The 25,971-nt window shown below is 47.3% G+C and carries 30 protein-coding genes; 24 read left to right on the top strand and 6 right to left on the bottom strand.

The features are described from left to right. The first annotated feature begins 105 nt into the window (after positions 1 to 105). The 19 genes from SVXnc_RS00890 (at position 106) to SVXnc_RS00800 (ending at position 14,514) form a co-directional block, all read left to right on the top strand. Positions 106 to 1,077 carry a 50S ribosomal protein L3 gene (locus SVXnc_RS00890; protein ID WP_347722082.1) on the top strand — a complete coding sequence of 324 codons (972 nt, stop codon included), beginning with the start codon at positions 106 to 108 and terminating at the stop codon, positions 1,075 to 1,077. 3 nt (positions 1,078 to 1,080) lie between these two features. Next, a complete protein-coding gene (rplD, locus tag SVXnc_RS00885; protein ID WP_347722081.1) occupies positions 1,081 to 1,839 on the top strand; it encodes a 50S ribosomal protein L4 in 759 nt (252 codons plus the stop codon). Between the two features lie 6 nt (positions 1,840 to 1,845). Next, the gene (locus SVXnc_RS00880) at positions 1,846 to 2,115 is read left to right on the top strand and encodes a 50S ribosomal protein L23 (protein WP_347722080.1); all 270 of its coding nucleotides are present in this window, start codon (positions 1,846 to 1,848) and stop codon (positions 2,113 to 2,115) included. 1 nt (position 2,116) lies between these two features. Next, on the top strand, positions 2,117 to 2,818 hold the full coding sequence (locus SVXnc_RS00875; protein ID WP_347722079.1) for a 50S ribosomal protein L2: 702 nt from the start codon (positions 2,117 to 2,119) through the stop codon (positions 2,816 to 2,818). A 2-nt stretch (positions 2,819 to 2,820) separates the two neighbouring features. After that, positions 2,821 to 3,198 carry a 30S ribosomal protein S19 gene (locus SVXnc_RS00870; RefSeq protein WP_347722078.1) on the top strand — a complete coding sequence of 126 codons (378 nt, stop codon included), beginning with the start codon at positions 2,821 to 2,823 and terminating at the stop codon, positions 3,196 to 3,198. Between the two features lie 9 nt (positions 3,199 to 3,207). Next, positions 3,208 to 3,624, top strand: a complete 417-nt coding sequence (gene rplV / locus SVXnc_RS00865; RefSeq protein ID WP_347722077.1) for a 50S ribosomal protein L22 — start codon at positions 3,208 to 3,210, stop codon at positions 3,622 to 3,624. Between the two features lie 56 nt (positions 3,625 to 3,680). Next, entirely contained in the window at positions 3,681 to 4,730 is a 1,050-nt protein-coding gene (locus SVXnc_RS00860; RefSeq protein ID WP_347722076.1) for a 30S ribosomal protein S3, read from the top strand. A 14-nt stretch (positions 4,731 to 4,744) separates the two neighbouring features. Continuing rightward, positions 4,745 to 4,891: a 30S ribosomal protein S27ae gene (locus SVXnc_RS00855; RefSeq protein ID WP_347722075.1), complete on the top strand. Its 147-nt coding sequence runs from the start codon at positions 4,745 to 4,747 to the stop codon at positions 4,889 to 4,891. Between the two features lie 59 nt (positions 4,892 to 4,950). Beyond that, positions 4,951 to 5,484, top strand: a complete 534-nt coding sequence (locus SVXnc_RS00850) for a hypothetical protein (RefSeq protein ID WP_347722074.1) — start codon at positions 4,951 to 4,953, stop codon at positions 5,482 to 5,484. Next, positions 5,481 to 6,029 (top strand): non-canonical purine NTP pyrophosphatase, encoded by a 549-nt coding sequence (locus tag SVXnc_RS00845; RefSeq protein ID WP_347722073.1) that lies wholly within the window; start codon positions 5,481 to 5,483, stop codon positions 6,027 to 6,029. The genes SVXnc_RS00850 and SVXnc_RS00845 overlap by 4 nt, the downstream gene beginning before the upstream one ends. 23 nt (positions 6,030 to 6,052) lie before the next feature. Then, positions 6,053 to 7,027, top strand: a complete 975-nt coding sequence (kae1, locus tag SVXnc_RS00840) for a KEOPS complex N(6)-L-threonylcarbamoyladenine synthase Kae1 (RefSeq protein WP_347722072.1) — start codon at positions 6,053 to 6,055, stop codon at positions 7,025 to 7,027. Next, on the top strand, positions 7,018 to 7,590 hold the full coding sequence (locus SVXnc_RS00835; RefSeq protein ID WP_347722071.1) for an L-threonylcarbamoyladenylate synthase: 573 nt from the start codon (positions 7,018 to 7,020) through the stop codon (positions 7,588 to 7,590). The genes kae1 and SVXnc_RS00835 overlap by 10 nt, the downstream gene beginning before the upstream one ends. Continuing rightward, positions 7,587 to 9,269, top strand: a complete 1,683-nt coding sequence (locus SVXnc_RS00830) for a cation:proton antiporter (RefSeq protein ID WP_347722070.1) — start codon at positions 7,587 to 7,589, stop codon at positions 9,267 to 9,269. The genes SVXnc_RS00835 and SVXnc_RS00830 overlap by 4 nt, the downstream gene beginning before the upstream one ends. Beyond that, positions 9,269 to 10,921 carry a cation:proton antiporter domain-containing protein gene (locus SVXnc_RS00825; protein WP_347722069.1) on the top strand — a complete coding sequence of 551 codons (1,653 nt, stop codon included), beginning with the start codon at positions 9,269 to 9,271 and terminating at the stop codon, positions 10,919 to 10,921. Before SVXnc_RS00830 ends, SVXnc_RS00825 begins: the two co-directional genes overlap by 1 nt. A gap of 30 nt (positions 10,922 to 10,951) precedes the next feature. After that, positions 10,952 to 11,518, top strand: a complete 567-nt coding sequence (locus SVXnc_RS00820; RefSeq protein WP_347722068.1) for a KEOPS complex kinase/ATPase Bud32 — start codon at positions 10,952 to 10,954, stop codon at positions 11,516 to 11,518. Positions 11,519 to 11,665: 147 nt separating this feature from the next. Then, positions 11,666 to 12,106, top strand: a complete 441-nt coding sequence (locus SVXnc_RS00815; RefSeq protein ID WP_347722067.1) for a 30S ribosomal protein S15 — start codon at positions 11,666 to 11,668, stop codon at positions 12,104 to 12,106. Between the two features lie 72 nt (positions 12,107 to 12,178). Continuing rightward, positions 12,179 to 13,537, top strand: coding sequence for a RecJ family nuclease (gene recJ / locus SVXnc_RS00810; protein ID WP_347722066.1), 1,359 nt, complete (start codon positions 12,179 to 12,181; stop codon positions 13,535 to 13,537). Between the two features lie 51 nt (positions 13,538 to 13,588). Then, positions 13,589 to 14,143: an eS1 family ribosomal protein gene (locus SVXnc_RS00805; protein WP_347722065.1), complete on the top strand. Its 555-nt coding sequence runs from the start codon at positions 13,589 to 13,591 to the stop codon at positions 14,141 to 14,143. 35 nt (positions 14,144 to 14,178) lie between these two features. Further along, on the top strand, positions 14,179 to 14,514 hold the full coding sequence (locus SVXnc_RS00800; RefSeq protein ID WP_347722064.1) for a hypothetical protein: 336 nt from the start codon (positions 14,179 to 14,181) through the stop codon (positions 14,512 to 14,514). Here SVXnc_RS00800 and SVXnc_RS00795 read toward each other — a convergent pair. The 4 genes from SVXnc_RS00795 to tmk are packed head-to-tail and all read right to left on the bottom strand — an operon-like array spanning position 14,511 to position 17,122. Beyond that, positions 14,511 to 14,984, bottom strand: a complete 474-nt coding sequence (locus tag SVXnc_RS00795; protein WP_347722063.1) for a peroxiredoxin — start codon at positions 14,982 to 14,984, stop codon at positions 14,511 to 14,513. The genes SVXnc_RS00800 and SVXnc_RS00795 overlap by 4 nt on opposite strands. Before the next feature lie 40 nt (positions 14,985 to 15,024). Beyond that, the gene (locus tag SVXnc_RS00790; protein WP_347722062.1) at positions 15,025 to 15,957 is read right to left on the bottom strand and encodes an inorganic phosphate transporter; all 933 of its coding nucleotides are present in this window, start codon (positions 15,955 to 15,957) and stop codon (positions 15,025 to 15,027) included. After that, positions 15,947 to 16,498, bottom strand: coding sequence for a DUF5828 family protein (locus tag SVXnc_RS00785; RefSeq protein ID WP_347722061.1), 552 nt, complete (start codon positions 16,496 to 16,498; stop codon positions 15,947 to 15,949). The genes SVXnc_RS00790 and SVXnc_RS00785 overlap by 11 nt, the downstream gene beginning before the upstream one ends. 30 nt (positions 16,499 to 16,528) lie before the next feature. Next, the gene (gene tmk, locus SVXnc_RS00780) at positions 16,529 to 17,122 is read right to left on the bottom strand and encodes a dTMP kinase (protein ID WP_347722060.1); all 594 of its coding nucleotides are present in this window, start codon (positions 17,120 to 17,122) and stop codon (positions 16,529 to 16,531) included. Positions 17,123 to 17,192: 70 nt separating this feature from the next. Here tmk and SVXnc_RS00775 point away from each other — a divergent pair, with 70 nt between their 5' ends. Both SVXnc_RS00775 and SVXnc_RS00770 read left to right on the top strand, forming a co-directional pair. Next, positions 17,193 to 17,840 (top strand): Bax inhibitor-1 family protein, encoded by a 648-nt coding sequence (locus SVXnc_RS00775; RefSeq protein ID WP_347722059.1) that lies wholly within the window; start codon positions 17,193 to 17,195, stop codon positions 17,838 to 17,840. Positions 17,841 to 17,897: 57 nt separating this feature from the next. Beyond that, positions 17,898 to 19,160, top strand: a complete 1,263-nt coding sequence (locus SVXnc_RS00770) for a serine hydroxymethyltransferase (RefSeq protein ID WP_347722058.1) — start codon at positions 17,898 to 17,900, stop codon at positions 19,158 to 19,160. A 298-nt stretch (positions 19,161 to 19,458) separates the two neighbouring features. On the opposite strand, the gene SVXnc_RS00765 is transcribed toward SVXnc_RS00770, so the two are convergent. Continuing rightward, complete coding sequence (locus SVXnc_RS00765) at positions 19,459 to 20,211, bottom strand: hypothetical protein (protein ID WP_347722057.1); 753 nt, start codon at positions 20,209 to 20,211, stop codon at positions 19,459 to 19,461. 82 nt (positions 20,212 to 20,293) lie between these two features. Here SVXnc_RS00765 and thyA point away from each other — a divergent pair, with 82 nt between their 5' ends. From thyA to SVXnc_RS00750, 3 genes are all read left to right on the top strand, one after another. Next, positions 20,294 to 21,322: a thymidylate synthase gene (gene thyA, locus SVXnc_RS00760; RefSeq protein WP_347722056.1), complete on the top strand. Its 1,029-nt coding sequence runs from the start codon at positions 20,294 to 20,296 to the stop codon at positions 21,320 to 21,322. A gap of 112 nt (positions 21,323 to 21,434) precedes the next feature. After that, positions 21,435 to 21,917, top strand: a complete 483-nt coding sequence (locus SVXnc_RS00755) for a dihydrofolate reductase (RefSeq protein ID WP_347722055.1) — start codon at positions 21,435 to 21,437, stop codon at positions 21,915 to 21,917. A gap of 24 nt (positions 21,918 to 21,941) precedes the next feature. Continuing rightward, positions 21,942 to 25,607 carry a DEAD/DEAH box helicase gene (locus SVXnc_RS00750; RefSeq protein WP_347722054.1) on the top strand — a complete coding sequence of 1,222 codons (3,666 nt, stop codon included), beginning with the start codon at positions 21,942 to 21,944 and terminating at the stop codon, positions 25,605 to 25,607. On the opposite strand, the gene SVXnc_RS00745 is transcribed toward SVXnc_RS00750, so the two are convergent. Then, on the bottom strand, positions 25,598 to 25,957 hold the full coding sequence (locus tag SVXnc_RS00745) for a hypothetical protein (protein WP_347722053.1): 360 nt from the start codon (positions 25,955 to 25,957) through the stop codon (positions 25,598 to 25,600). The genes SVXnc_RS00750 and SVXnc_RS00745 overlap by 10 nt on opposite strands. Positions 25,958 to 25,971 lie beyond the last annotated feature (14 nt).

Below are 25,971 nucleotides of genomic sequence, written 5' to 3'. Positions count from 1 at the left end.
AGCACAGGTTCACGTGGTTTAAAAAGGTTGGCTTCACTTCTCTACTTACTCTATAGTTTCTATGGAGTTCACGCCTCGGATGAGGCCTCTGAAGGTGAACAATCAATGGCAGACAAAAATGTACCAACAAGTGGGTCTCTCGGTTTCAAGCCGAAAGTCCGCGCAGAACGAATGTATCCTGAGATTTCCACATGGGAAGACTCAGATGAACAGAAGCCACTCGGCTTTGCGGGCTACAAGGCAGGTATGACCAGAGTACTCATGATTGACGATACTGAAGGCGCAACAAAAGGACAAGAAGTAGCAGAAGCTGTAACGGTTCTGGAAGTTCCTCCGCTACGAGTTTACGGAGCAAGATTCTACACAGAGGACCCTAACAGCGGAAAGCAGGTTTTCACGGAGGCATGGACAGAGTCTCCTTCCAAGGCACTACAGAAAGCTGTAGACGTTCCAAAGGAAGGCAACATGGACAACTTCGAGAAAGCCCGTGAAAACAGTGAAAGAATAACAGACGTACGACTCCTAGTACACACACAGCCAGGTAACGCAGGGATTTCCAAATCCAAGCCTGAGAACTTTGAGTTAGGGATCGGCGGCACAGTAGAAGAAAAACTTGATTACGCAGAAGAGATGATCGGAAAGGAGATCAACTTCTCAGACGTATTCGAAGAAGGAGAGTTCTCCGATGCTGTCAGCGTAACGAAAGGACGGGGAACAGAAGGACCTGTTCAGCGTTACGGAATCAAGAAGCTAGGTCACAAGACCCAGAAAAAACGGAGAAAGGCCGGTAACGTTGGCCCATGGCATCCGGACAAGCTATCATGGAAGATCCCTCTACCAGGACAGCAGGGATTCAACAACCGAACCGAGCAGAACAAGCGCATCCTATCCCATGGAGAAGACGGACAGGAAGTACAGAAAGAAGGAGGATTCACCAACTACGGTGAGCTAAAGTCCGAGTACATCCTAATCAAGGGAAGCGTTCCAGGAGCTACAAAACGACTTATTCGTTTGAGAACAGCTCTACGGAAAGACGAAAACCCAGGACAGCCAGAAATAACACACATCGAGCGATAAAAAATGACAGATCTACCTAAGCAGTTCAACGAACGTGTCAGACCTGACATCGTAAAGAGAGCGGTTCTATCAATTCAGTCGAAGAACCGTCAGTCCTACGGATCGGACAGAGACGCAGGTTTGAAGCAGGTTACAAGAATTAAACAGAGAAGCAACGCATTCCGTACCCAGAAAGGACGCGGAATGTCAAGAACACCGAAGAAGGCCATGCTCGCAAGAGGAAGCCAGTTCTACTGGGTTGGAGCAAAGGCTCCGCACACCCGTGGCGGACGACGCGCACACGCACCGAAGGCCGAGAAAGACTGGGAAGAAGAAGTCAACGACAAGGAAAGAAGAAAGGCGATCCGAAGCGGAATCGCAGCTTCAACAGACAAAGACCTTGTATCAGCCCAGCACCGTTACGACGGAGAAGTTCCGATCATCGAGGAAGGCCTCGAGTCAATCGAGAAGACACAGGAACTAAAACAGCTCCTCGAGGATCACGGAATGACCGAAGAGCTTGAACGCGTCAAGAAGAAAAAGGTTCGCGCCGGACGAGGATCGAACCGTGGACGTAAGTACAAGCGACGTGTCGGACCTCTAGTCGTAGTAGCAGAGGACAACGGAGTCTTCAAGGCAGCATCCAACCTTCCGGGAGTAGACGTAACCCGGGTCGAAAACCTAAACGCTGAGAAACTCGCACCAGGAGCAGAGCCAGGACGGCTTTGTGTATGGAGTGAATCAGCAATCGAAAAGCTGGAAGAAGACCAGCTCTTCGAGTAAGATACTATGAACACAGAAAAAGCTTGGAAAGTTATCGAGAACCCTCACTTGACTGAGAAAGCAATGGATAAGGTCGATGAGGACAACACACTCGTTTTGATGGTTGACATCGATGCGAACAAGCCGCAGATCGAGGACGCGGTCGAGCATCTATTCGATGTCACGGTTAAAAAAGTCAACACCACGATCACACCACAGGCCAAGAAGAAAGCGTTTGTCAGACTTTCAGAGACTGACGATGCTATGAACGTGGCCACAAAAATGGGTATGATGTAAGATGGGAGAGCCAATCAGACAACAACGCCGAGGTAAGGGGTCCAGCACATGGCGTGCTAACTCCAGAAACGGCAAAGGCGATGTAGAAATTAAGAACGCAGAGACAGCAGGAACAGTTGTAGATATTCAGCACGATCCTGCGCGCACAGCTCCTGTCGCAATAGTGGAGTACGAAGACGGTGAGGAAAGAGCGATTCTCGCACCTGAAACAGTTCAGGAAGGAGACGAAGTACACATCGGACCTTCCGCACCAATCGAACCTGGCAACACCCTTCCAATCGGAGAGATCCCGGAAGGTGTTCCGATCCACTCGATCGAAACACAGCCAGGAGACGGAGGAAAGCTCGTTAGAGCATCCGGAACCTACGCTTTCGTTGTAACACACGAGAAAGGAGGTACAAGAATCCGGCTTCCATCAAAGAGTTTCAAGAAACTTAACACACAGTGTAGAGCAACAATCGGTAAAGTCGCAGCAGGTGGACGTAAGGACAAGCCTTTCGTAAAGGCAGGAAACAAGCACCACGCGATGAAAGCACGCGGAAAGAAGTATCCGCATGTATCCGCTGTTGCTATGAACGCAGTAGACCACCCATTCGGTGGATCAGCAAAACCAGGTATGCCAAAGACGGTCTCAAGACACGCAAGCCCAGGATCCAAGGTCGGATCTGTATCGGCGCGTAAGACCGGCAACAAGACTGAGTAAAAATGAGCGACGAATTCACGTACAGAGGACACACGCTTGAAGAACTCCGAGAAATGAGTCACGAAGAGTTCGCAGAACTCCTCAACGCAAGAGGAAGAAGAAAAATCAACAGAGGACTTACGGAAGACGAGAAAAAGCTTCTCGACGACCTAGAAGACAGTGACTCGGTCAAGACACACGAACGCTCCATGATCGTTCTACCGGAGATGGTGGGCAAGGAGATCGGTGTCTACAACGGAGAGGACTTCGTTCCAGTAGAGATCGACGAAGAGATGCTCGGCCACTACCTAGGAGAGCTAGCAAAAACCCGTAAGGAAGTATCACACAGTGCGCCAGGACTTGGAGCAACAAGATCCTCACAGCACGTACCACTCAAGTAGTGATTCCAAGTGCCTATTAACACAGAACCACATCAGTCCAAAGCAGTTGGAAAGAACCTGCGAGTTTCCTGGAAGCACTGTACCGAGATCGGTCGCTGGATAAAAGGCGACTCCCTCGAGAAAGCAGTCAACAAGCTAGAACAGGTCCAGGAGAAAAACCTGGCTGTTCCAGCCACAAAGTTCGACTCCGATGCCGGACACGTATCCGGACAGGGTAAAGGACGTTATCCTCAGAACGCAGCTGAAGAAGTCTTGAAGCTTCTCAACCTGGCGGAAGCCAACGCAGAGAACGAAGGACTGAACACAGCCGCTCTAGAGGTACAGAAAGTTGTCACAAACAAAGGTCCGAAGATTCGGACACCTAAGCGTCACAGAGGACAGTCGATAAAATCAGCTCACGTAAAAATCGTCGTGGGTGAAAGATAATGACCGAATTTCACAGAGATTCCGGACAAGCAAAAGATCACCGAGGTGATCTTTGAATGAAAGAAAAACAGTTCATTGACAAAGGAGCAAGGAAAGTACGACTAGATGAGTTCCTAGAAAGAGAGCTAGAAGGAGCAGGATACTCTCACTCAGATCTAGTACGTACACCGACATCAACAAAGATCGTTATCTACGCACAGCGTCCAGGACTAGTTATTGGACGTGGCGGATCAAGAATCCGCGAGCTAACAGCAGACATGGAAGAAGAATTCGAGTTCGATAACCCTCAGATCGAGGTAAACGAAATCGAAGACGCAGACAGCGACGCAGAGATCGTCGCAAAGTCCATGGCCTCCTGGCTAGAAAAAGGAGGAAGCGCAAAGAGAGTAGGATACACCTACCTCAGACGCGTCAAGGAATCCGGGGTAATCGGTGTCGAAATCGAGATCTCCGGAAAGCTTTCCGGTAACCGAGGACGGACAGAGAAGTTCTCCTACGGATACGTCAAAAGATGTGGTAACACATCGAAGGAAAGCGTTGACTCGGCTTACACGCTAGCGCGTACAAAGCCGGGCGCAATCGGACTGAAAGTCCGGATCATGAAGGAGCTACCAGACTTCAAACACCGCAACGTCGATGTAACGGAAGAGATCCTACACGAGACCGTTGACGGCGAGACCAAGACAGAACAGATCGCAAAGATCATCGCAGAAGCTGAGAACATGACAGCAGCAGCGATCGAAGAAGCAGCAGAAGTTCAGGAAATCGACATGGAGAAAGTAACAGTCGATGAAGTAAGAGACGTCTTCGAGGAAATGGATGCCGATGAGGCCTCCGAAGTAGAATCCGAAGAAGACGAAGCCGACCAGGAGACGGAAGAAGAGACAGAATCCGAGGAAGCAGAAGATGAAGTCGAGGAGACCGAATCAGAAGACGAATCGGATGAATCAGACGTTGATTACGCAGAGATTGTATCAGGAACAATCGGCGATGCGAAAGACGCTCTCAACGACCTAGAAAACGTTGACTGGGAGAAAGCTCTTCAGGCAGAGAAGGACGATAAAAACCGTACGACATTCATCGACTGGCTAGAGTCGAAGGTTTAGAGGTGTTTTGAACAATGGCTAAACACCAGAAAGTCCAGATCTGGGAGAAATACGACGGAGGCGAATCAGCAGGAGAAAAATGCCCTCGTTGTGGAAGCTTCCTCGCCGAACACGAAGACCGCAAAAGCTGCGGTAAGTGCGGCTACACGAAGCACTCGTAAAAACTCCCTTTCTACATATTCTCTTTTTCATTTTCATTTACAAATTTAATTTTGGTTGTGTGAAAAGTAAAAATATGAATTCTAGGAAAAACCTCTTAGTGGAAGAATTACGGGCGACTAACGAAAGCGCGATCAAGAATTTTAGGATATGTATAATCTTGCTTGGTTTACTTTTTTCGAGTCTAGGATACGTAATTCAAACTAATGGAAATGGAATTACGACATTTACGTCTGAATGGAGCTTCTACTTTGGCTTTGGACTACTTTTCTCATCTATATTTCTTTCTATTGTAATATCAATAGACAGATGGAGCTCAAACACGTTAATAGATTCAAATCCTGCGCCAGATTCTATAGAAGAATCCAAGGACAATCCTATTTCAGAGCTGAGAAAGGCTTTAGAAAGAAATAAAGTAAATCTAATGATAGCACAGATGCTTCTTCTATTTTCAATTACTTCATTCGGCTACTCTATCCAGGAATCTCTAGATCTAGAAACGGGGAAATTCTTGCTGATAGCCCTGCCCATAATACTAACAGGCTCCTACCTACATATGAATGAAAAAATCTTGGAAAAACTTAGAGCTCAATGAAGATCTACTTCGCCACCGGCAACAGCGGAAAAGTCAACCACGCGGACAACGTTCTTGACTGTGAAGTCGAACAGCTAGATATTGAAACAGTCGAGCCAAGTATTGACTCGATAGAGGATATAGCGCTCTCAAAGCTAGAACAGGCCGCGAAGAAAACAGATATCGAAGATGCTTTCCTAATCGCCGATGACTCCGGACTGTTTATAGATGAGTTAAACGGTTTTCCCGGCCCGCAGACCGCATTCTTCGATCGGAAAGTAGGGAAAAACAGGATTCTTGATCTAGTTGAGCCAGGAGCTAGAGCAGAGTTCAGAGCCGCTATCGGTCTTTTCATTCCAGACGGAGACAACAAAGTGTTTTCCGGCAAAATTTCAGGCCAAGTAGTTGAACCACGCGGTGACGGAGGCTTCGGGTACGATCCGATCTTCCAACCAGAGGGACAGGGTAAGACATGGGGAGAAGATCCTAGTCTGAAGGATGAAACTTCTCATAGGCAGAAGGCTTTGATGGAGCTGAAAAACTACATCGACGAACACTTAATTTAACGTTTCAACCGAGTTATTCAAGCATGAAGGTCCTTGGAATAGAAAGTACCGCTCACACGCTGGGAATCGGGGTTGTTGACGAAGACGAGATACACTGTAATGTAAAGTCGATGTTCGAGCCAGATGAAGGAGGTATTCATCCAAGGGAAGCTTCCGAACACCATTACCAGAAAGCACTTCAGATAATTAACGAGGTAGATCAAAAGACAGAGTTCGAACTCTCTGAGATCGATGCCGTTGCCTTCTCACAGGGACCTGGCATCCAACAATGCCTTGAGATCGGTGTGGTCATTGCCCGTACGCTCGCCCTCAAGTACAGCGCAGAGTTGATCGGAGTTAACCACTGTCTTGCCCACATATCTATCGGGACCCGTACCACTGAGGCGGAAAATCCGACGACACTCTACGTTTCCGGAGGCAATACACAGATAGTAGAGTTCCGCAGCGGGCGTTACAGGGTGATCGGAGAAACACTTGATACCGCGCTTGGAAACGCCTTGGACAAACTCGCCCGAAAACTAAGTTACCCGCATCCCGGCGGACCGGAAATCGAGAAACTAGCCGAGAAAACAGACGAGATAATTGAGACAACCTATCCGATCAAAGGCATGGATCTATCCTACTCCGGTCTCGTAACAGATATGGAACGGAAAGTGGGAGATGAAAAAGACGAGGTAGTCGCAAACACCTTCCAGGAGTATGCCTATTCGGCAGCGGTTGAAGCACTGGAGCGAGCGATGGCTCAATCTCAAAGCAGCGAAGCGCTTTTAACGGGAGGAGTGGCAATGAACACACGGTTGCGTGAGATGGTGACGAAGATGTGTGAAGAACGTGGAGCGAAAGCCTACTTCCCGCCGCCAGAGTACTGTATGGACAACGGAACGATGATCGCCCACCAAGGACTCATCCAGGCGAAGGCCGGGGATAGGACAGAAATTGAAGACAGCCAGGTTGATCCGAACTGGAGACCGGATGAGGTAAAAGTATCATGGATTTAGAACAGGCAAGGAAAACAATTGAAGACGGAGGAATAATCATTTTCCCAACAGAGACCGCTTACGGCATAGCAGCCGATGCCCGGAACCCAGAAGCTGTCGAAAAGGTTTACAAGGCTAAAGAACGTCCGCGATCCAAAGGGTTAACCACGATTGTATCCTCTCTTGAGCAGGCTGAAAAATACGGAAAACTGACAGAAGACGAACGGGCGGTTATAGCGGAGTTCATGCCCGGACCTCTGACGCTTGTAACGCGGAAAAAGAAAGGTCTGGCCGAGAATATCAACGAGGATTTTGTTTTCCGGATTTCCTCAGGAGAGACAGCACGAGAGCTGGCAGAAGAGTTTCCGATCACAGCTACTTCTGCGAATATTTCCGGGGAAGACACGAGTTACGCAGTCGAAGATATTTCTGAAGAGCTTCTGGAAAAGGTTGATGGCGTAATCGATGTGGGAGAGCTTGAAGACGGACCTACCTCGAGTATCATAGAGATTGTTGACGGCGAGGTAAAAACGTATAGACAAGGACCTATTAAGAGCGATGAAATCGAAAAAGTAATTAGATGATCTCCGAGCTAGTGTTGCCCTTCGATTTCGCACTGATAATCATAACAGCAACCTTGCTAGGATTTCTTACGAAAAAGACCGGGCAGCCAACGATCGTTGCCTACATTTTCACAGGGCTTTTGCTCGGACCCGTATTTTTGAACGCGGTCTCGGAGAGCGCCTTAACCCGTCTAATATCCGAGCTAGGGCTTGGATTCTTGCTTTTCCTCGTAGGTATAGAGTTAGACTTCGAGGAGATCAGAGACATCTTAGGATCAGTGACGAAGATAGCGCTCGGACAGACAGTTTTACAGACAGCCCTGGCTTTCGCAGTTTCATACATGCTCGGTTTTACACTTATCGAGACATCCGTACTGGCTGTAGCAACGGTTTTCGGAGCCACACCGGTCGTTATCAAGATACTTTCGGACAAAGACGAACTCTCTACCCTGCCAAGCAAGATAGATGTAGGAGTACTGATTATACAGGATATTATACTGATTGTCACCCTGACAGTTCTGAGCGTAGACTCGTTTGGAAACGTAAGCCAGGTCGCGACCAGCATACTGAAGATACTGGGAATGTCAGGAGCGATCGCCGGACTTTCCTTCGTTTCATCCAGATGGATTCTGCCGGATATATTCGAACGTATAGCGGACAACAAACAGGCTTTGCTGATCTACGGCATCACCTGGGCCTTTACCTTCATCTCGTTGGCCAGCTACCTCGGAATATCCATAGAGGTCGGAGCATTTCTGGCAGGATTAAGCCTAGGACAGTTACCTTACAGCCAGGAGCTACAGGAAAGAGTCAGACCGATAACCAACTTCTTCATAATGATATTTTTCTCAAGCATAGGACTATCGATAGATGCTGCTAGCCTGACAGCTTACTGGAAGGAAGCATTTATAGGCGCAGGAGTATTAATGGCAGGAAACTTCTTGATAATGTTTTACCTGATCGACAGAGAGAACTTCACACCAGAGACCTCCTTTTTGGGAAGCATAAACATGACCCAGGTCAGCGAGTTCTCACTCGTAGTTGGCGCAGCAGCCGCAGCAAAAGGATTCATAGGAGACGAGATAATCGGATACCTAAGCATGATGGCCTTGATCACGATGAGTCTGTCAGCATACCTCATAAACTATAACAGAGATATTTACAGCAAGATCGAGCATTTACTATCCCGTTTCGACTCGGAGGACAAACAAGATATAGAGATAAAGAAGCTCGAAAATCATGCGGTGATAATAGGTTACGATACCGTCACTAAAAACCTTATAGACATTCTCGAAGACCGTTTCGAGGACATAGTTGTTATAGACAACGGTACGAAAAATATCGATGAGCTGGCTCGTTCAGAGGTCGAGTTCATCCACGCAGATGTAAAGCACTCGGAGATACGTAACGCAGCCGGCATAAAGAAAGCTAAACTTATTGTGAACATGTCCTCTGACTTCCAGGCCAGCAAGGAAATCATCGAGTACGCGGGACGGAAGCCAACCATATTTGTAAAAGCCAACAGCTTAGAGGAGGCCGGAGAACTCTATGAAATGGGAGCGCATTACGTAATGATTAAACACATGCTTACAGGCGAGAAGCTAAGCGAGTACGTACAGCTTTACATAGAAGACCGAGAGCTGTTCAAACAGGAGGTATCTTCAGAGCTGGATCGGATACGTTACGGAGGTAGGAACTGATGTCCGAGCTGATCAACCTTCTTACACTGGTTTTCGCATCCTCCGCGTTCCTGATACTAATAATGGACCGGCTGAACCACCCTATCCTACCGGCCTACATACTCGGAGGAATACTTATAGGCGGCTACCTGCCCGAAGAACAGTTCCTTAACCTTTCACAGCTCGGAATAGCATTTCTAGTCTTTATCTTCGGGCTTAAAGCAGATCTCAGCCGGATAAAAGTCACAGCATTCGAAACTACGACAACCACGCTAGTTCAAGTAGCTTTAGCCGGCGCATCCATGTTTGTAATAGCACAGGGATTCGGATTCAACGCCTTGAACTCGCTGTATCTTGCGGCAGCAGCAGGATTCAGCTCCTCAATGGTAGGATTAGAGCTGATAGACGGAGAAATACGAGCAGACCTGCTTCACGGACGGCTCGCAGAATCAATCCAGCTGATGCAGGATCTACTTGCCGTGGCGCTGATAGCCGTGATCGGATCCTCACTGACTCTGAACGCTCTAGCCATGAACTTCCTAGAGCTGACAGGAATGATTGCTTTAGCAGTTATTTTCCGACAAATAGTTTTCGATAATGTCGCAGCTCTCGCAGAAGGCTCCGAGGAACTTCTAATGCTAAGCTCGCTGACGCTTCTAACCGTATTCATCTCAGTAAGCCAGCTACTTGAGCTTTCGATCGTTACAGGAGCCTTCGCTGCCGGACTCGCAGTAGCAAAGTTCCCTCACAACCTCGAAATACTTGACTCAGTTGGCTCGCTGAAAGACTTTTTCTCAGCCATATTCTTCGTATCACTCGGCGCGCTGATCGCATACCCAGAACCAACAGCTATTGCGCTAACCTTGATACTTTTAATCGGAACCCTGATCATCAAACCCGTTATAACCAGCCTTTTGCTGATGACAAACGGCTACGATAAGAGAACCTCTTATCTAGCAGGATTCAGCCTCGATCAAGTAAGCGAATTCTCCCTGATAATAGCTATTCAGGCCTACATCGCAGGAACAATCGCACTCGAAATATTCCATGCTATAACACTTGCCGCAACAGTCACAATGATCATATCATCCTATACAAGCCGCTACGAAGAAGAGATTTACGAAGCAGTCTCAAAAAACGACTGGATAGAAGTAAATAGCCGGAAGATTAAGGAAAAATCCGATGTGCCGTCAGATATGAAAGAACACGTGATACTCGTAGGTTACGACATACAGGGCAAGGAAATCGCTGAGAAACTCGAGATCGAAGGACAAGACTACGTTATAATAGAAAATGACCCGGAGAAAATCAGTCAGATATCGAAAGAGGATAAAAACTACACTTTCGGAGATGTAATGGATGATGAGACATGGAAAACTGCGAAAATAGATGAAGCAAGTCTCATAATTTCTACAGTGCCTTCGACAAAAATCTCAAAGCATATAAGCCAGCTTGAAACCGATGCGGATATAATCGTGAATTCTTCGGAAATAGATGAAGCTAAAGAGCTGCTTGAAGCAGGCGCAATGTATGTCAGCCTCGCAGAAGTGCTTTCTTCCGAAGAGTTAAACGAACATATCAACGGCGTTTTACACGATCAAAACTACAGAGAAGAACTCAGGCGGAAAAACATTCTGGAAATCAGACAGCAGCTTCAAAACTCGGATAGTTGAAATATAATTTTTACCTTCTAACCTTGAGCCGTGAAGTTACAGGGCGCAGAAGCAGTGGTAAATATAGGAGAGGAAGTATCCAAGGAAAGAGTCTCGAAAAAGTACAGACACCCCGATTTAGACGACAGGATAAGAGAACAACGAAACAGTAGAGAAGCACAGTCACTACGCCAAGCCGCCCGAGCCGGAGCAAACGTACCGCAGGTGCTTGAAGAGAAAGAATACTGCCTCCGTATGGAGAAAATCGATGGCAACGCATTGAAAGAACAGCTATCAGCTTCGAACGTCGAAAAAGTCGGTAAAAACCTCGCGAAAATCCACGAAGCAGATATTATTCACGGAGACCTCACCACCAGCAACGTCATAGTATCGGATGAAGTTTATTTAATCGATTTCGGGCTTTCCTTCCGTTCGGAGCGGATCGAGGACCGGGCAATGGATCTTCACATGTTCAAACAGATTTTAGAGTCCTCGCACCCTGAAAAAGCTGAAAGCTGCTGGGAGGCATTCATAGACGGATACTCGGGCTACGAGGAGAGCGAGGAAGTGTTCGAAAGGCTTGAAGACGTTGAGATGCGTGGCCGTTACAAGACCTGATTTAAAAGTCTTCCATCGAGTTAAATTTTAGACCGGGAGAGTGCTGCTCGACCGGATCGGCATGTGATAATCAATGAACAACTACACAGACAAGCTTTCGGAAGTTAAAGATAAAATCGCAGGACTCGTTTCCAGAGGAGATAACTAATGGCACGTATGCACTCCAGTGGAGGCGGAAAGTCCGGCAGCAAGAACCCTGTAAACAAGAAGGTTCCGCGCTGGACAGACTACAACGAAGACGAAGTAGTCGATCTAATTGTAAGGCTTCGTGAAGACGGCCTGAAGCCAGCTCAGATCGGATCCAAGCTCAGAGACCAGTACGGAATCCCTGATGTAAAGACAGTTACAGGAAGCAAGCTTACAGAGATACTTGAAGAAGAGGACATGGCTCTTGAGATGCCTGAAGACCTTCAGAACTTACTTGAGAAGGCTGAAAGCATCAAGGACCACTACCATGACAACCAGAACGATCAGAAGGCTGAAAGACAGCTAAGACTGGTTGAAGCCAAGATTCGACGTATCGCCAAGTACCACAGAGAGAACGGCAACATTCCAGAGAACTGGAAGTACGTAAGAGACGAGAAGTAAATTCTCCCATCTAAGGGGCCAGGAGTAAGAACCGTTTTAAGCTCCGGCCCTCTTACATATTCTAGTGGTTACATGGTTCAAGATGTTCTAGACGCAGCTAAGCCCGCAGCAGAAAAACTCAAGGAGTTCGACGGAAAGATCCGACTGGTAGGACAGTACGATGCTGACGGAATATCAGCCACCACGATCGCACACGAGATGCTTGAAAGACTTGGAAAAGACTTCGAGTACGAAATTGTAAAACAACTATACGAAGAGGGCGTTGAAAGACTCGCAGAATGCGAAGAAGAACTTATACTGTTCGTCGACATCGGCTCAGGACAGTCCGAGCTAATAGAAGAACATATCGCCGGAGACAAACAGGTAATTGTAAGCGACCACCACGAACCACAGATAGAAGGAAGTTTTATCCACATGAACCCTCACTTCCTGGGTTACGATGGAGGAGAGGCAATTTCTGCCGCAGGAATGACCTACCTGTTAGCCAAAGCAGTTAATGCCGAAGGAAACAAGGATTTGATCCGTTTCGCGCTCGTAGGTGCGACAGGAGACGTCCAGAAACAGGACGGAGAGTTCATCGGGTTAAACTCGGAGATCGCAGAGGAAGCCGTAGAAAACGGGTTTGTAAGCAGACGGCAAGGCCTTGATCTTTACGGCCGAACCACCAAACCGCTTCAGAAGTCGTTGATGTATACCACCGATCCTTATCTGGAAGGAGTTTCTAACAACGAGGGCGGAGCCATCCAGCTGGTTAAATCCGCCGGTATAGACCTTAGAGAGGACGGAGACTTCCGTTCACTAGCCGATCTGGACGAAGACGAGGAGAGAAAGCTGATCCACCGGATGATCGAATCCGGCTACGACGTACAGTCTCTATTAAACGATATCTACATGCTGGAAAACGGCTATGAGATCGATGAGTTTTCCACAGTAATCAACGCATGCGGAAGGCTTGGAGAACCCAAGAAAGGTGTTGAAATCCTTCTCACCAACGATGAAACCTTGATCAACAAGATGTCACGCAAGTACGGCCGGAAAATATCGGAATCACTGCGTTACGTAGAAAACAACAAGGACGATGAGGATCGTATCTACGAGAAGACGATTGGAATCATTGACGGCAAAGACGACATCAGCGAGGAGTTTATAGGAACCGTAGCAACGATCTCAATGAGCAACGGGTTTTTCGATGAGATTCCTGCGATCATGGGAGTTGCCGAGACCGAAGACGAGAAACTAAAGATCTCATCCCGTGCGGACAAGAAGATGGTTGAAGACGGCTTGAACCTTGGAGAGATCATCGGCGAGATATGTGAAGACGTCGATGGAGAGGGCGGAGGCCACAACGTAGCAGCAGGAGCGAAGATCCCGCAGGATCAAAAACAGGAGTTTATCGATCAGCTGGATGCTGCTATCGCGGAAAGAGTTTGAGCCTACAGGTTCAACAGTCCGTTTATAAAGATTTGATTCGAGGTTTCCCACATGGCTAAGGCAGTTATCCAGAAGAACTGGTACGAAATCCAAGCACCGGAAATATTCGATGCTGATGAAGTTACAGAGACTCCTGCTGAAAAGGATTCTCAGGTAGTCGGCAGAAAGGTGCGTGAAGGACTTGAAGACCTAATGGAAGGCACAGACAAATACTACGCTGATGTCACCCTGAAGGTTACAGACGTAGAAGGAAACAAAGCATTTACAGAGATCGCAGGAATGGAAGTATCCAAGGAGTACGTCTCCCGGATGATCCGCAAGCGAAGCGACAGATTCGATCTCGTACACGATACTAAAACAGATGACGGAAAAACCGTCAGAATCAAGGTTGTTGGCGCAACAGTCAGAAACACATCCTCCAAGACGCTTAAAGACGTCAGAAACGCGATGAAGGACCTCATCGACGAGGAAGCAAACAGCGCAACATACCACGAAGTAATGGAGATGATCTTCGAGGACAGACTTCAGGACGAACTGAGAGACATCGCAGAAGACATCTACCCATTCAGACAGCTCGAGATCCGGAAGACCGAGCTACGGGATTAAAACTCCATATCACATTTTTCTTTTCATATCTTCTAATGTCTGTATCCCAGTCTTACGACGCCGAGTCAGTTCAGGAGCTAGAAGTTTACAGCGAAAACTCATTTGATTACAAGGACCTCCGTGACCTGAGCAAACGTTACGCACAGAAAGCAGACAACCCTCTAGAAGTAGAGCGACACCGCAGAGAGCTGAATAAATGGACTAACACCCGAATTGCCTACGCAGAACGCAATATAAGCGGATACCGACAGACAGAAGAGGATATAGGAGAGTTACTGGAGTTCGTTGACCGGAAACTCGAAGACGGATTGAGAAAAAAGAAAAAGGCGTTCCTGAAGATCTCAAAGCGCCTGGAAGAAGCTGAAAACTAATCCAAGTATTCAAGAACCTGTTTTACGTGGTTTTCCGGATCAACTTTCCGGAATACTTCCACTATTTCGCCGTTTTTGACAAGAAAGCTTGTTCGCTCGGCGAAACCTGCTTTTGTTAGAACTCCGAATCTTTCAGCAGCCAGTCCTTCCGGATCAGCAAGTACATCGAAATCCAAGTTGTTTTCTTCGTGGAACTCTTTCTGTTTTTCAACGGAATCAGTGCTGATACCGTAAACATCGACGCCCAGATCGCTGAACTCTTCTATACTGTCTCTAAGATCGCATGCCTGTTTTGTACAGCCAGAAGTACCGGATTTCGGATAAAAGTAGAGCAAGGCGTTTTCAATGTCTTTAGAGTTTACAATCTCTCCGTCCTGATTTTCAAGCTCGAAACCAGGTAGTTTCTCGATTTCTTCGACGCGAGGACTTGATGAAAATGCCTTTTTGATTCTGGAGATAAACTGTTTCATGAAAAGATACTCGTGGTCACAATTGAAAAGCAGATGCCTTCTACACCAGCAAAGTTATCCCGTAAGTCAAAGCCGCTGAGAGCAAGAACGCTGCCATCCAAGCCCCCGCAGTACGGAGAATCTTCGAGTGATCAGTGTTTTCCGTTCCTTTAACCAGCCCGCTGCCTATCATGGACGCGATAATCGCTTCATTGAAGGATATAGGTATACCGTAGAAGATCCCTATCTGTGCTAGAATTGAAGCAGTTACGAGCGCGGCAAAACTCCTCCGAGGACCGACATTCGAATAATCAAAGCTGATTGCCCGGATTATACGAGGAGAATAAACCCAGGTGCCTAAAAGCATGGCAAGACCGCCGGTAGCAAGCAGCAAAGAAAGAGAAAAGTTTCCTGTAAGCGGACCCACCGCCAAACCTACTGCTGAAGCCCCTGCCGAGTACGAAAGATAACAACCGGCAACTAGAAGACCTATGCGAATCTCACTCTTGTAATTTTGACGAGAAACCTTGCTTCTAAGAACCTTAGCCAACCCATAGGCCATTCCTGCGGCAAGCGGAGGAATCAAAAGCCAGTAACCAATAACACCCGTCAAAACACCCCAGTTAACTGTGTTGCCCAACCCCAGTCCGCTTCCTATAACAGCACCTATGACCGTAAACGCAGTAGGCATCGGATAATCACCCAGAACACTGATTATAACCAACGAGGCCGCAACTGAGAGAATTATAGCCGCCTGAATTACCTGTATCTCACCTGCTAAAAGATTTGAACCAATTGTCCTAGTAGTATTTCCTCCTTGAACTATTGCCCCTGCAAGCGCGAATATACCTGCGAGCATCGCGCTTCTTAGCACGTTTGCGCCTCCAGAACTGTTTACAGGTCCGAATGCCGATGCGACTGTCGAAGCACCGATGGAAACACCCATGAAAATAGAGGCAGCGAACGCTAAACCGAGTGCGAACTCACTTAGCATTCTTGAATTTCTCCTTTAACTTCTGACGGGACTTATCCGAGTTAACATTCACGTCTAACTCGTATTCTCCGGATCTGCTTGATTTCATATCCGCAGACAGTTCTTCGGTATCCAAGTAGTATCTTTTACCTCTGAGAATTATTTTCGAGTAAACTAAGGATTCAAATCTGCGGAAGACGCCTAGAACTGTGGCTGCGAAAGGTCTTATAGCAGTTTCCGAGGCCTGGTTTATCTCTTTGGAGGGATTCTGGCCAGTAGTTACCTTCTTAGTGGCTTCGAGAGCTTTCTCAGAGGCATCTTTGAAGTCTTCTTTTCCTTTAGTAGATATCTTCTTTTTTACGAGGGCCTTTTCCACCGTTTTCCGCTTCATATTGTTTTCGGCTTCTTCCTCCTTCGGCCGCCATTCTTCGAACTCCTTGACCGACTGTTCGTCAGCGGCGTCTTTTACCGCCTCCTCTACTTCCTCGCTGAACTCAGCGATCTCCTTCCACTCTCCTTTTTTCTTTACTCCTGAGTTCGTTTCCTCGACGTTATCGGCCATTCCTTAACACGAATAAGCATAATTCCGCATTTAAAGTAAATGATCCTCTAGAGCTACCTTTACAGAGTTGAATACTTTTTCCTTGGAGTTTGAAGCGTCTACAAACTCTATTGGCTCTTCCAACTGCTTAAGCTCTCTGTATTTTACAACTACTTTCTGTTGGAAGTCTAACTGCTCGAAAACGTTTCCATCCTTACCTCTTTGCTCAACTCTCTCCATTCCCTCCTCTGCCGAAACATCTAACACCACCGTTAGATCCGGTTTGATAGCTGAACGGTTCAGAGACTTCACCCACTCGAAGTCTTCGCCCATCAACGGCTGATATACAAGCGAGGAGTGATAGTAACGATCACAGACAACAGTCTCACCTTTCTCCAGCTTTGGGATAACTTCCTCTTCTAAATGCACCATACGGTCGGCTGCGAAAGCTAGAGCGACTGTATCAGCGGAGCTATCATCAGTGGATATAAGCTCATCGACCTTGACACCTATCTTGCTCTTGGAGGGTTCGTAGGTATAGTGCGCATCTAAGTGGTCAGCCAGCTTTTTTGCCTGCGTGGTGGTGCCTGCGCCGTCTGCGCCTTCAATTACGATAAAAGTTCCCGGGTAAGACTCTGATTTCACATCCGGGTTTTAGAGCCGAACGATTTTAACTACATCTCCTCTTTTAACGGTTTGAAACCCATAAGTTGGTATGTTCCAAAAAGGAGAGTTGGAAAGCCTGGCGGTCGCAACCGGTTTAATACTGTTAAATATCGGAGTTATCTGGGCATTTGCCTTTACACCGCTTGCGGCAGCTAATAATGTGCTTTTCAACCACTTCATAATAGGAGTCGCGGTTTACGGAGTCTTGCTTTCCGCAGGTCTTTTCATAGCTAAAAGAGGAGTCCGTGACGGCAACACAGGAATGGCGGTCGGCGGAACATCGCTGGTCCAGTTCGCTTACGGAATGTTCGGAGCAGGCGTAATCTCGATGCTTAGTCCGTCTATACAGGCACTGGCGCTTGGAACCACAGCCGTTGCAACAACTGCTATAGCAGTGATCTGCGGCCTAGCAGTGTTTGGCACCGACCACGATTTTTCCTCGTGGGGCAAGTACGCTAACTACATCTTCCTAGGGGTTTTCGGACTGTCGCTTGTAGGAACGTTCAGCGCAGGAATGATTATTTTCGCATTCTTCCTTGCTTTAATCGGCTTCATAGTGTACCTTGTCGATCAGATCTACAGAGTCAAGGTCAAACCTGGCCAGCCGTTCATGAACGGAATCGGACTTTACACGGCATACATGGGCGTATTCGTTGAAATACTCCAGATGATAGTCTATATGCTGCTCGACGAGTAACAAGAGTTCGATTCCCGGAACCGAAACAAAAATAGTAGTTCCTTAGAACCTTGAGGTATGGAACACCGCGATCTGGAAGATGCCGACCCGGAAGTTTACCAAGCACTGAACGATGAGATAGAGAGACAAGAATCCGAATCCCTGGAGATGATTGCCTCGGAGAACTTTGTGCCGAGACAGGTACTTCAGGCACAGGGATCGGTTATGACAAACAAGTACGCGGAAGGATATCCCGGAAACCGGTACTATGCGGGCTGTAAACACCACGATAAAGTTGAGAACTTAGCGAAAGAACGCGCCCTGGATCTTTTTGGCGGCGACCACGCGAACGTTCAGCCACACTCCGGAAGCCAGGCGAACTTCGCAGCGTATGCGGCAGTTTTAGATCCAGGCGATAAGATACTGGGGCCTGTACTAGCCCACGGCGGCCATTTAACTCATGGACACGGCGTTAACTTCTCAGGCGAGCTATATGATTTCGGAACCTATGCTATCAACAAAGAGACCGAGCGGTTCGAAAAAGAAGACATCTTAGAGGCCGCTAGAGAACACGATCCGGATCTCATAGTCATGGGGTACTCGGCTTACCCACGCGAGTTCGAATTCGAGATGTTCCGCGAAGTAGCTGATGAGGTCGATGCCTTGCTGATGGCAGATATTGCTCATATTTCCGGATTAGTCGCGGGCGGCAAACATCCCGAGCCTTTCCCACACTGTGATATCGTTACAACCACGACCCACAAATCGATCCGGGGCGCACGTGGCGGAATGATTCTGTGTAAGGAAAAGTACGCCGAAGACGTCGATAAGGCAGTCTTTCCGTACACTCAGGGCGGACCTTTGATGCATCAGATCGCAGCGAAAGCAGTCAGCTTCAAGGAAGCACAGCGCGATAGCTTCGAGGAATACGCCGAACAGATAATTAAGAACACAGAGGCCCTAGCTGAAGGATTAAGAAATGAAGGTTTGAAGCTGGTTTCAGGCGGAACCGACAACCACCTGGTTTTAGTGGATCTTCGCAACGAGGAAGTCACTGGCAAGCAAGCCGAATCCCTGCTTGAAGAGATCGGCGTTGTCTGTAACAAGAACATGGTGCCTTACGACCCGGAGAGTCCTTTCGTAACCTCAGGGATAAGACTTGGAACGCCTGCGCTGACGACCAGAGGAATGAAAGAAAAAGAGTTAGAGCAGATCGGCGAGATGATAGCACGGAGAGTCAAGAATCCTGAAGACGGAAAAATGGAAGAAAAAATGAAGGAGAAAGTATCGGAGATACTTGAAGAGTTCCCGCTTTACGAGAACTCAAAGGTCAAGTACTAGCTGGAGCCTTAAACAGGCTTTTTCCGATGCTTTTCCTTACATTAGCAAGTACCAGCAGGTTTCGGTGCATCCGGGTACTGTGCGAAACCCTGATCGGAGTTCTCAACACAAACCACGATTTCACCAGTCAGAGTCTCCATCCGCCCGGAACTGCTGTGAGAAAATCCAGCGAGCTTAATGTATATAATTCTATGTCTAAGTATAGACAACAGTACATACATAGTGTTGTAAACAGGTTTTGTGCTGTTTGGAAATCTAAAACACTGCTAGAAGTTTTTTCCGGCTGAAAAATCTGGTTTCAATAGTTTTCGAGAAAAGCTGCGGCCGAGGGCTTAGGAACTTCTAGAGCGTATCCGAAATCCGCCGAGTCCTCTAGACCATAGTCAGCTTTAATACCGTAGAGTTCTGCGACAGCATCTATTATTCTCAAACCCTCTCCTTTTGCTCCGCTGCCTTCCTCATAGACTCCGTTATCATTTATACCGATCTCGTAATGCGTGAGATTCTCTTTTACCTCGATTTCAAGTTCGGGTTTGCGTCCTAACTCAGCGGCCGAAGGTCTTCCATGCTCCACATAATTTTTGCCTATAGTGTTTACAGCAGGCCTGGCTCCGGCATCGAGAGCAACCAATTTATCCATAGCCGCCTCAGAATTCAAGACGAGTTCATCGCCGCCAAACTCAGTCAACGGCTCAAGGAACTCCTCTAACTCCAGGTAAGAAGAACTTAAGCCGCTATGTGTACTCTTGTTGAGAGATTCAACCTCCTTTATCCTTTCTCTACAGTACTCGAGTTTTTCTCCAAGATCTCCATCGAAGTTAAACTCTACAGCCGGGAACTCCTCTTCTGTGAGGCCAAGAATATCTACATTTGACACATAGCAATCTATGACATTGAGAGCAGTCTGAAGCTCTTTTTCATGGCCTTCAATATCAAGACTTGGATCTCCGCCGTTTTCCTGAAGCCTAAGAGATGCCTCTAGTGACGCATACTGATTTCTCAGCTCATGGCGCAGCATCTTCTCCAGGAAGCTCTGTTTTTGGTTAGCCATGAGTAACAAAATAGAATTATTTTTAAACCGATTGAGTTCTCTAACCACATGATTTGAATAGTTACTCTCCGAAACCCGGATCATGGAACAGTACCAGCAGCTCGTTGAAACAGTACTTGAAAACGCAAACTACAGACCGAACAGAACTGACTCAGATACCTTATCGACCTTCTCCCAGTTCCACAAGATCGACTTATCGAAGGGTTTTCCGCTGCTCACAACCAAAGACATGAGCGGCTACCGGTGGAACTCTTTGATACATGAGCTGCTCTGGTACTTTTCCGGCGAACACCACATCCAGAACCTCAAAGAACATACAAAGATCTGGAACGCATGGGCCGACGAAGACGACAACTTAGAGACTGCTTACGGGCGTTTCTGGCGTCGTTACCCGGTACCAGATGAGTCAAAGCATCTTGACGGAGAAGCATGGGCGGATGAAGAGACCAACTGGGTCAACGAAGAAGACGGCGAGTTAACCATCGATCAGATCCAGTACGTAATAGATACTTTAAACGATGATAACCCGGATAGAAGCCCTAATTCGCGTCGACTTGTTATAACACCTTGGCATCCTGCCAATGCCGAAGTCTCTGGTCTTCCTCCGTGCCATGCGATGCTTGTGTTAAACGTTCAGGACGGGAAGCTTAACGCACATCTAACCCAGCGGTCTGGAGACATAGCATTGGGAATACCGTTTAACATCGCCTGCTATGCTTTGATAACTCAGATAATCGCGGAACAAACCGGTTTCAAGCTAGGAGAGTTCGCCCATACGATTGTCGATGCCCATATATACTGTGGTAAAGGCGAGCGCGGCGAGTGGTACAGCGAGAACATAGAGGAGTTAAAACAGAAGGTCAGAGACTGTGAGAAACCAGAAGAGTTCCTTGAGGTCAAGGAATGGATTGAGGAAAATGCTCCAAGCGAAGACGAAGACGAGGAAGGTCACGATCACGTTCCAGGTCTTTTAGAGCAGCTTTCTCGGGAGCCAAGGCAGCGTCCGGCGATGGAAATTGCCGACAAGGATCTCGATGAGTTAAAGTATGAAGACTTCAAACTGAAAGGCTACAATCCACATGAAGGCCTGAGTTTCTCGGTAGCAGAGTGATGGAGTACAAACAGACTGCTGAGAAAGCACGTTCCCAGAATCAAGGAGACCCCGTGATTGTAACCGGCTCGCTCTATCTGCTTGGAGAGTTAAAACAGAGGATGAATCAGTAATGAAGAAGGTTATAATCGCAGCAGTTTCGGAAAACAGAGCTATAGGTAAAGACGGAGAGATACCTTGGCAAATCCCGGAGGATCTAAAGCATTTTAAGGAAAAGACCACCGGCCATCCGGTTATAATGGGGCGTAAAACCTTCGAGTCGCTTCCGGAAAGCCACCGGCCTCTACCCGGCCGGACCAACATTGTTTTGAGCCGGTCAGGCTTCGATCACACCAAAGAGAGTGTAAGATCAGCGAACAGTCTGGATGAGGCCTACCAGATCGCAGACGAGCTGGCTGAAAAAGCCTTCGTGATAGGTGGTGCTTCAGTCTACAGACAGGCCTTGAAAGATGCGGACCGCATGATATTGACCGAGATCCATGAGCGCTATGAGGGAGATACGTTTTTCCCGGAGTTCGAAGACGGGAACTGGAGGGAAGTTCGGAGAGATGAACGCGAAGGTTTTGATTTCGTCAAGTACCGCAAGCACTGTTAAGATTTCGAATAGAGGTTGTTAGATATGAAAGTAGAAAATCTAGATATTCCCGAAGGGATTCGTGAAGGCTTTCTCGACTCTGGAATCACGGACCTGAATCCACCTCAGCAGGATGCCGTCAAATCTGGTCTTCTGGACGCCGAGGACATGATAATTGCCTCTCCGACGGCTTCCGGAAAGACTTTGATCGCGGAGATCGGGATCTCCAAACAGGTAGTGGAGAACAACAAGACTGCTATCTACATCGTGCCTTTGAAGGCGCTGGCGAGTGAAAAATACCAGGATTTCAGCGAGCGTTTCGAAGATCAAGATGTCCGGATAGCGGTCGGAGATCACGATGACTCCGGAGAATCGCTTTCAACGGCAGATATAGTTGTGGCCACCTCCGAGAAGCTTGATTCCCTGCTTCGGCACAACCCGTCTTGGATCCATGAGATCGGACTGGTTGTAATCGATGAGATACATCTAATCACCTCCCCGGACCGCGGTCCAACCCTGGAAGTCACTATCGCAAGGCTCCGGGACATACTTGATTTCCAGCTGCTGGGACTGTCAGCTACGATCTCGAACAGCGATGAGCTGGCTGACTGGCTGGATGCCGAGCTGGTCGAATCGAAGTACAGGCCCGTCGAGTTAAAACACGGAGTCTACTGGGACAACGAAATAGAGTTTTACAGCGAGGAAACCATAGAGGAAAACTCGATACCGAACAAGAATCCCGAACCGGGCGGAAAACTCGAAGGCACGAAGGTCGGAGGTTTCTCAACCGGCAACGAAGTAAAAGAACAAGAGAAAGAAGAGATTGAGTCGGAAAAAGTCTTTATCGAGGACAAACACGGTAGAGGCTCGATAAACCTAATACAGAATACTTTAAACATCGACAAACAAGCAATTGTCTTCTGTTCTTCGCGAAAAGGCTCTGAAAAATCCAGTGATCGGGCCGGAAAGATAACGACGGAGGATTTAAGCCGAGATGAGCGCAAAAAACTCAAAGATTATGCGGACCGGATCGAAAACGTCCTAGGTTCTCCGACATCTCAGTGTAAGCGGCTGGCAGAAAACGTTCGGAAAGGAGCTGCCTTCCATCACGCCGGGCTTGTCAACAAGCAAAGAGAGCTGGTGGAAGATGCGTTCCGAGAAGGACTGGTCCGTACGGTTTCTGCGACCCCGACACTGGCCGCAGGAGTCAACTTGCCGGCTTACAGAGTCATCATGAGGGACTTGAAACGGTACACCGGCGACGGCATGGATTTTATCCCGACCCTAGAGTACGAGCAGATGTGTCTTCCATATGGACAGGAAATATGTCTGCCTGATGGACGGATGAAGAAGATAGGTAAGATAGTGGAAAATAAGGAAAAGTTGGAGGTTCTTTCCTACAATACAGAGGATGACCGGTTAGAAAGCTGTGAGGTGACAGAGCATTATCAGCGTGAAGAGGATACGGTTCTTGAAATTGTGACTGAGACCGGGAGCTTTCAGCTAACAGAAAATCACCCTGTGCTTACATACAATAACGAATGGAAAAACGCCAAAAATCTTGAAGAAGGAGACCTACTGAAAACTGCCGATAGCCGAATCTGTAACCGAAATCCTTTTTTCCACCAGCTCTTCCCAGAAGACTGCTACGTCGTAGGATGCGGAGATCTACTGAAACGTTACAAAAGCAATTCAGGTCTAACTGACGAAGAAATTGCAGAAGAGCTTGGAATAAGCAGTTCTACAATATATCACTACAAGAATGACAGAAAAGCAATACCTTTACAAGGCGTTCTTAAGGCATGTGAGAAGCTCGGTACGGAGCCCCAAGAGATCTCCAGTAAGATCGACTACATGAAGAGCAGCTACGGTAATAAAATCGCAGTTCCGGAAAGGATTTCCGAGGACTTCATGTGGCTTATAGGTCTAATCATAACAGATGGAAACCTGAACAAGACGACAGACCAGAGAGCAGGTAGCACTTACACATCTATCAGAGTCTTCAACACCGACGAAAATATCATAGATAAGGCGAAATCCGTTTTCAGTTCTCTCGGACTTGAGTGCTACGAGGAAGAAAGAGACGGAACCCACAGGATAGAAGTAGGTAACACGCTCCTAGCACAGGTTCTGAACGAGTCATTTAAGATACCTTACGGAAACAAATCTCAGAAAACCGAGATAAGTGACTTGATCTATCAGCTACCTGAAAAACTACAAGCAGCATTCATAGAGGGCGTATTCGATGGAGACGGATCTTACTACAAGAACGATGAGAAAAATAAGCTTAGAATACATTTTTCCACTTCCAGTAAAAAATTCTCTGGAGATCTACAGGAGTTGCTCAGTTCTTTTGATATAAAATCCCGAATAGATTCTCAGTTTATCGAAAATATAGAGATTAAAGGAAAAGAATACGAAGTAAATAAGAATAGCTATTCGCTCAAAATACGATCCAAGCACAGTGTTAACAGACTTTCATCTCTAATAAACCCTGTTAAGGCAGAAATAGAAAGCGAAAGCTATAGCAATTACCATGACTCGAATGAACACCGTAAAGAGCAGTCACAACATAGCAGAATAATATCGATAACCGAGAAATCAGCAAATAAAGTGTACAATATCGAAGTAGAAGATAACCACAATTACATTACCGGATCAAGAACGGTGCTTCACAATTGCGGAAGAGCCGGCCGACCGAAGTACGATGACCAGGGAGAAGCTATATCTATAGCCAAGCAGCCTGGAATGCCTGATGAGATACGAGAGCGCTATATTTTCGGCCAGTCAGAGCATATCCAGTCGAAGCTGGCGGCCGAACCGGTTTTGAGAATGCATACGCTTTCACTCGTCGCTTCCGGTTTCTGTACATCCATGGAAGGCTTACTGGAGTTTTACTCGGAGACCTTGTATGCTTTCCAGTACGGAGAGTTAAGCGAGGTCGAACAGCAGGTCAAAAGAGTTGTCGACCAACTCCGAGACTTCGACTTTCTAGAAGAGACTGGTATGGAGGCAACCAAGACCGGGCGGAGAGTATCCGAACTCTACATCGATCCGGAAAGCGCTTACAACATGATTCAGTGTATGAAGAGAGCTGAGAAAAGAGAAAACACCGAGGCCCTTTCTTACCTGTTTATGGCGTGCCGAACAACCGAGATACGGAATCTGCGGGTCAAAAACAAGGAGTACCAAGACATCGCACAGACTCTTTTGGATGCGAAAAAGTATCTTCTGGAGTCCGCGCCGAACGAGTGGGATCCCGAGTATGATTCGTTCCTGGAGTCGCTGAAAACCTCTTTAATGTTGAAGGCATGGATCAATGAGAAAGATGAGGAAAGCATAATGGACAAATACGATACCGCTCCAGGCGGCGTTCGGGCCAAGACCCGTAATGCGGACTGGCTGCTTTACAGCGCACAGGAACTGGCGCGGATGAAAGAGATCGATGTACAGAACGATCTGAAGAAGCTGCGTGTGCGGTTGAAACACGGCATAGGAGAGGATTTACTGAGTTTAGTTAAGTACGATCAGATTGGAAGGGTTCGCGCACGGAAGCTTTACGATCACGGGATCAGAGACCGTGAGGACATCCGTGAAGTCTCCTTCGAGAAGTTAAAGAAGCTTATAGGGAAGAGAACCGCCAAGAAGCTGAAAAAACAGGTTGGCGAGGAAAACATCTTCGACCGTGAAAACATTATGGATTACTTTTGAAGAACCAGGTATGATTCGCCAGCGCGGTAAGCCCTGAGATATCCTTCCATGCCTTTTACAACCTCTCCTCTGACCGCAGCGTAGCTAGTATCGGCGCTGAACTCTTGAGAAGCATACTCTGGAACTATAAGATATTCTCTGTCCTCAAAATCCGCTCCAGAAATATCTGCCCCGCTCCGTGTTCTTTCCACATCATTATAACCCACAAAATCGATTTTTTCCTCTCCAAGCGCATTATACACATCTTCAACCGTGGATATAGCCTTAGCTTCCAGAACAGCTTTCAACTCATGTTCTTCATTTTTCAAAGCCGTATGTTCTACAGGTTTTCGATCTAGTTTCTCTGCCACATACTCTATTTGCG

The sequence above is a fragment of the Candidatus Nanohalococcus occultus genome (genome assembly GCF_029207735.1).
Classification (GTDB): domain Archaea; phylum Nanohalarchaeota; class Nanosalinia; order Nanosalinales; family Nanosalinaceae; genus Nanohalococcus; species Nanohalococcus occultus.
Note: the sequence above shows the minus strand (reverse complement) of the source record. Positions and strands in the feature narration are given on the sequence as shown.

What these genes read in the sequence shown, in the direction of transcription:
- SVXnc_RS00815 (WP_347722067.1), top strand. Translation starts at nt 11,666, where the DNA reads ATGGCACGTATGCACTCCAGTGGAGGCGGAAAGTCCGGCAGCAAGAAC.
- SVXnc_RS00795 (WP_347722063.1), bottom strand. Translation starts at nt 14,984, where the DNA reads ATGAAACAGTTTATCTCCAGAATCAAAAAGGCATTTTCATCAAGTCCT.
- SVXnc_RS00875 (WP_347722079.1), top strand. Translation starts at nt 2,117, where the DNA reads ATGGGAGAGCCAATCAGACAACAACGCCGAGGTAAGGGGTCCAGCACA.
- SVXnc_RS00785 (WP_347722061.1), bottom strand. Translation starts at nt 16,498, where the DNA reads ATGGCCGATAACGTCGAGGAAACGAACTCAGGAGTAAAGAAAAAAGGA.
- SVXnc_RS00750 (WP_347722054.1), top strand. Translation starts at nt 21,942, where the DNA reads ATGAAAGTAGAAAATCTAGATATTCCCGAAGGGATTCGTGAAGGCTTT.
- thyA (WP_347722056.1), top strand. Translation starts at nt 20,294, where the DNA reads ATGGAACAGTACCAGCAGCTCGTTGAAACAGTACTTGAAAACGCAAAC.
- SVXnc_RS00860 (WP_347722076.1), top strand. Translation starts at nt 3,681, where the DNA reads ATGAAAGAAAAACAGTTCATTGACAAAGGAGCAAGGAAAGTACGACTA.
- SVXnc_RS00765 (WP_347722057.1), bottom strand. Translation starts at nt 20,211, where the DNA reads ATGGCTAACCAAAAACAGAGCTTCCTGGAGAAGATGCTGCGCCATGAG.
- SVXnc_RS00755 (WP_347722055.1), top strand. Translation starts at nt 21,435, where the DNA reads ATGAAGAAGGTTATAATCGCAGCAGTTTCGGAAAACAGAGCTATAGGT.
- SVXnc_RS00870 (WP_347722078.1), top strand. Translation starts at nt 2,821, where the DNA reads ATGAGCGACGAATTCACGTACAGAGGACACACGCTTGAAGAACTCCGA.
- SVXnc_RS00825 (WP_347722069.1), top strand. Translation starts at nt 9,269, where the DNA reads ATGTCCGAGCTGATCAACCTTCTTACACTGGTTTTCGCATCCTCCGCG.
- SVXnc_RS00805 (WP_347722065.1), top strand. Translation starts at nt 13,589, where the DNA reads ATGGCTAAGGCAGTTATCCAGAAGAACTGGTACGAAATCCAAGCACCG.
- SVXnc_RS00800 (WP_347722064.1), top strand. Translation starts at nt 14,179, where the DNA reads ATGTCTGTATCCCAGTCTTACGACGCCGAGTCAGTTCAGGAGCTAGAA.
- SVXnc_RS00835 (WP_347722071.1), top strand. Translation starts at nt 7,018, where the DNA reads ATGGATTTAGAACAGGCAAGGAAAACAATTGAAGACGGAGGAATAATC.
- SVXnc_RS00775 (WP_347722059.1), top strand. Translation starts at nt 17,193, where the DNA reads ATGTTCCAAAAAGGAGAGTTGGAAAGCCTGGCGGTCGCAACCGGTTTA.
- SVXnc_RS00880 (WP_347722080.1), top strand. Translation starts at nt 1,846, where the DNA reads ATGAACACAGAAAAAGCTTGGAAAGTTATCGAGAACCCTCACTTGACT.
- recJ (WP_347722066.1), top strand. Translation starts at nt 12,179, where the DNA reads ATGGTTCAAGATGTTCTAGACGCAGCTAAGCCCGCAGCAGAAAAACTC.
- SVXnc_RS00770 (WP_347722058.1), top strand. Translation starts at nt 17,898, where the DNA reads ATGGAACACCGCGATCTGGAAGATGCCGACCCGGAAGTTTACCAAGCA.
- rplD (WP_347722081.1), top strand. Translation starts at nt 1,081, where the DNA reads ATGACAGATCTACCTAAGCAGTTCAACGAACGTGTCAGACCTGACATC.
- SVXnc_RS00830 (WP_347722070.1), top strand. Translation starts at nt 7,587, where the DNA reads ATGATCTCCGAGCTAGTGTTGCCCTTCGATTTCGCACTGATAATCATA.
- SVXnc_RS00845 (WP_347722073.1), top strand. Translation starts at nt 5,481, where the DNA reads ATGAAGATCTACTTCGCCACCGGCAACAGCGGAAAAGTCAACCACGCG.
- SVXnc_RS00855 (WP_347722075.1), top strand. Translation starts at nt 4,745, where the DNA reads ATGGCTAAACACCAGAAAGTCCAGATCTGGGAGAAATACGACGGAGGC.
- SVXnc_RS00790 (WP_347722062.1), bottom strand. Translation starts at nt 15,957, where the DNA reads ATGCTAAGTGAGTTCGCACTCGGTTTAGCGTTCGCTGCCTCTATTTTC.
- SVXnc_RS00890 (WP_347722082.1), top strand. Translation starts at nt 106, where the DNA reads ATGGCAGACAAAAATGTACCAACAAGTGGGTCTCTCGGTTTCAAGCCG.
- kae1 (WP_347722072.1), top strand. Translation starts at nt 6,053, where the DNA reads ATGAAGGTCCTTGGAATAGAAAGTACCGCTCACACGCTGGGAATCGGG.